The organism is Legionella bozemanae (assembly GCF_001648595.1).
Classification (GTDB): domain Bacteria; phylum Pseudomonadota; class Gammaproteobacteria; order Legionellales; family Legionellaceae; genus Legionella; species Legionella bozemanae.
Window position 1 is genome coordinate 1 of the sequence record NZ_KV441807.1, and the last position, 3,242, is coordinate 3,242.

Genomic DNA, 3,242 nt, shown 5'->3' on the forward strand with positions numbered 1-3,242 from the left:
GATGGGTAGTGACGCTAATAACAGAATTATGGACTAGAGAATTTCAATGCGTTTGCCATGGCAGGGCATGTTCTGTTGGTTAGGAAATCAATGGAGCACTGCGGTCGTTTTATTGATTTCTCCCCTCAGAATATGCTCGTGCAGCGTGCGTGGTACGTTTCCTGGAATATTTTCAGAGTGTTGTTGAAGAAAGGAACTTATCCATGGAGAAAAGCACATTCAATTGGCCGCCTCATATTTTGTTGATTGATGACAATCCATCAACTACCGTCCTTGTCCTGCGTTTGTTTCGCTATCTGGGGTATGGCGTCATGCACGCTGACAAAGCAGAAGAAATAGTAACGTTTATCCAGAAGGAGCAATTTGATTTAATCGCCATAAATCTGGCCTTTTCCTGTTTAGAAAAATACTGGCTGCATCGCACCCAATACTTTAGAGAAAATATCTCCATCATTTATTATACCCCCAATATTCTCATCAATGATTTTACCCATGCAGCGAAGCAGGCGGGCAGGGATATACGGGATGACAGCTGGATGCTTTATTCTGAATTTTTTCATTTTTTACCTTTTACATGAACATTTAATATTTCATTAAACTTAAAATATAAAAATTTAAAACATTCAACGGCGTTGCCCAAAGCGTTTACTGAGAAGGGCATGGATATGCTTGCCACGTAAGACTACGGAGAACACTTGCAAGGTTTGTGAAATATCGCGAACAATCAAAACATTATCGCAGAGCATTCCATCACAAAAGAGAGTTTAGAAGATTGATAATAATTTCCTATTCTTGGTAAGCCATAGCGAAATTATAAAATCAAAAATCCATGAGAAAACAAAAAATTAACTTTTTCTTAAATATTCTTTTTTAGTTTTCTCATGGAATAAGACTCTATCATGAAATGAAACAACTCGTTAAGAATAAGATGTTAGTCAACTTTCACAACTAATCCACCACCTAGTTCAAATGCATTATATTTTAGCAAAGTATAATCAGTACTAGGAAAGGCTCCAGAAACACCACCTTGAGGTCGAAATACACCGGTACCCTTTGATTTGGAGCGGCTAAAATCAATAAAAGTTCCTCGAAGATCCAAAGCAATATGTTGTGTCACTTCATAATTGATACCTGCCCCTGCTTGCCAGGCAAAACGCGTTTCCCTTCCCTTAGGCTGATAAAAAACAGGTTCATTAGTTCCTTCATTATGAACATTAATATCTCCTAACCATGTAGATGCTACACCTATTCCCCCTGTTATATATGGAGTAAATTTATTATAGGAATTCGCATTTAAATAACCATTAAACATAAAAGTTAAAGCTTTTTCAGGAGACGAGCCTATATTTCTATCTCCAATTACATCATTAGCATTATAGGATTTCGTGATAAAATCGGGGCGATAGGAAGTTTGTAGACCGGCACTAATGTTTGGGTGAAATCTATACCCAACTTCTGCTGCAAAAAATGCTGATCCGTCTAAATCAACAACCATTGGGACAGGAGCTGAAGGAACATTTATATTAAGATTTTCATTGAAGGGAAAAGAATAACCAGAAGATAATTCAAAAAAGACAGAAGGCAACGTTGAAACTTCGCCCATTGTTCCTGCAAAAACGAAGCTGCTTGAAGTACATCCAGCCAAGAATAACAATGTATTTAATTTTTTCACTGACAATATCCTTATGTTAAAACGGTCGCAATTATTACATAATACAAAAGATACGCCAAGCCACCCGTTATAAGGGAGTAAATGTTATCTCATAGTTTTCGTTTAATTTTAGAAAAACATTAACAACAACCTGCGAAATCCAATATTCAGCATTACGTCGATCGGATAATTTCGGCAATTAATAATGATGAAGCACCTATTATTTTTTATGATATAGAAGTATCTGGTGAGTCAGCAAATTTTTCGAGTAACCGAGAGCATTCAGTAGTTGTTGCAGGATACTTTATCAGCAAGGAACGCGAGCTATGCTTTATAGTAAGTCAATGGGGAAGATATTATTGGGCAAAGGCTGAAAACGTTTTTTCATCAACGAGTCAACTTTCAGCTTCTCGCACTCCTGAGAAACTCTTTAAATATGAATCAGGTTGGTTTGAGGTATATTCTATGCGGTTTCAGCCGCCAGAAATTTTTACAAATCCTCCATCTAAGCAAAGACAGGCACAGGAGGCACCTAAAGAAGGAGGGTGAAAGAATAAGATTTTAGTGATACATAATCCGCGGAAATCTGTAAATGAGTATTCATTTTGGTCCACAACCTTGTTAACACCTAAAGAAACTGAATATTTACTTAGAGGGGATTTGATACGAAAAAATATTCCTCATACTACTTTTTGAAATTTTGAATAGATTATAAAAAAAGTAGATGGGGGGCTCTCAGCATTAAAACTAGAAATGTTTGATTACCCTGAGGATACATTACAACTAGGTTTGATTATCCTGAATCAAACCTTAGTATTCAATGATAGAAATTAAGCGTATATTTACTTTCTTCATTGAGGTGTTTTATGAAAGTACTCGGAAAATGCTCAAATTTATATTTCTAATTTAGAGCTTGTATTTCTACTATAGAAGAACTTGTGATTCCCAGGCGACTTGCAGCCGCATATGAAAGATCTATAATTCGCGTACTATAAAAGGGGCCTCGATCATTAATACGAACCACCACTGTTCGTCCATTTTTTACATTCTTAACTCGTAGTCGGGTGTTAAACGGGAGCGTAGGATGTGCAGCTGTCATGGAATACATATTGTATCGCTCTCCATTAGATGTCTTATGATGATGGAAGCGTTTACTATAAAACGAAGCTAGTCCTCGTGCTTTATACCCTTTTGCAGATCTAAGAGGTGTATATACTTTACCCTTAACTTTATAAGAAGCTATTTCATGTCCTAGAGGCTTTGTTTTCATACAGGCGGTTAAACTAAATAACAATCCTGTAATGACAAAATATTGCATAGTTTTAATGGCTAATCTCATGCTTATCCTCAAATACCAAATGAGCCTGGAAACATAGCATATTGATTAAAGTCTGGCGACATATTCGTTGAATACTGAGCATACTATCTAATATTGGATCCTTTGACATAGATAATCAGACTTAATGATATTCCTGTTCAGAAAGTTCACGAGACTAGCCCCGCACAAAGTCTAGAATTTAATAAATAACCCCCATTTTATATACGCATATCACTTCATGCTGTCTCCTATATCATTCCTATTAATGAACAA

Annotated in this window: 3 protein-coding genes; 1 reads left to right on the forward strand and 2 read right to left on the reverse strand. The window is 36.3% G+C overall.

Annotation, left to right across the window (positions count from 1 at the left end; genetic code table 11):
* Window positions 1-203: 203 nt before the first annotated feature.
* Window positions 204-578 (forward strand): response regulator, encoded by a 375-nt coding sequence (locus tag A8O27_RS00005; protein WP_064115043.1) that lies wholly within the window; start codon window positions 204-206, stop codon window positions 576-578.
* 353 nt (window positions 579-931) lie between these two features.
* On the opposite strand, the gene A8O27_RS00010 is transcribed toward A8O27_RS00005, so the two are convergent.
* Together A8O27_RS00010 and A8O27_RS00015 are read right to left on the reverse strand one after the other, a co-directional pair.
* On the reverse strand, window positions 932-1,672 hold the full coding sequence (locus A8O27_RS00010; protein WP_058459558.1) for an outer membrane protein: 741 nt from the start codon (window positions 1,670-1,672) through the stop codon (window positions 932-934).
* Window positions 1,673-2,552: 880 nt separating this feature from the next.
* Window positions 2,553-2,990: a septal ring lytic transglycosylase RlpA family protein gene (locus A8O27_RS00015; protein ID WP_058459557.1), complete on the reverse strand. Its 438-nt coding sequence runs from the start codon at window positions 2,988-2,990 to the stop codon at window positions 2,553-2,555.
* Between the last annotated feature and the right edge of the window lie 252 nt (window positions 2,991-3,242).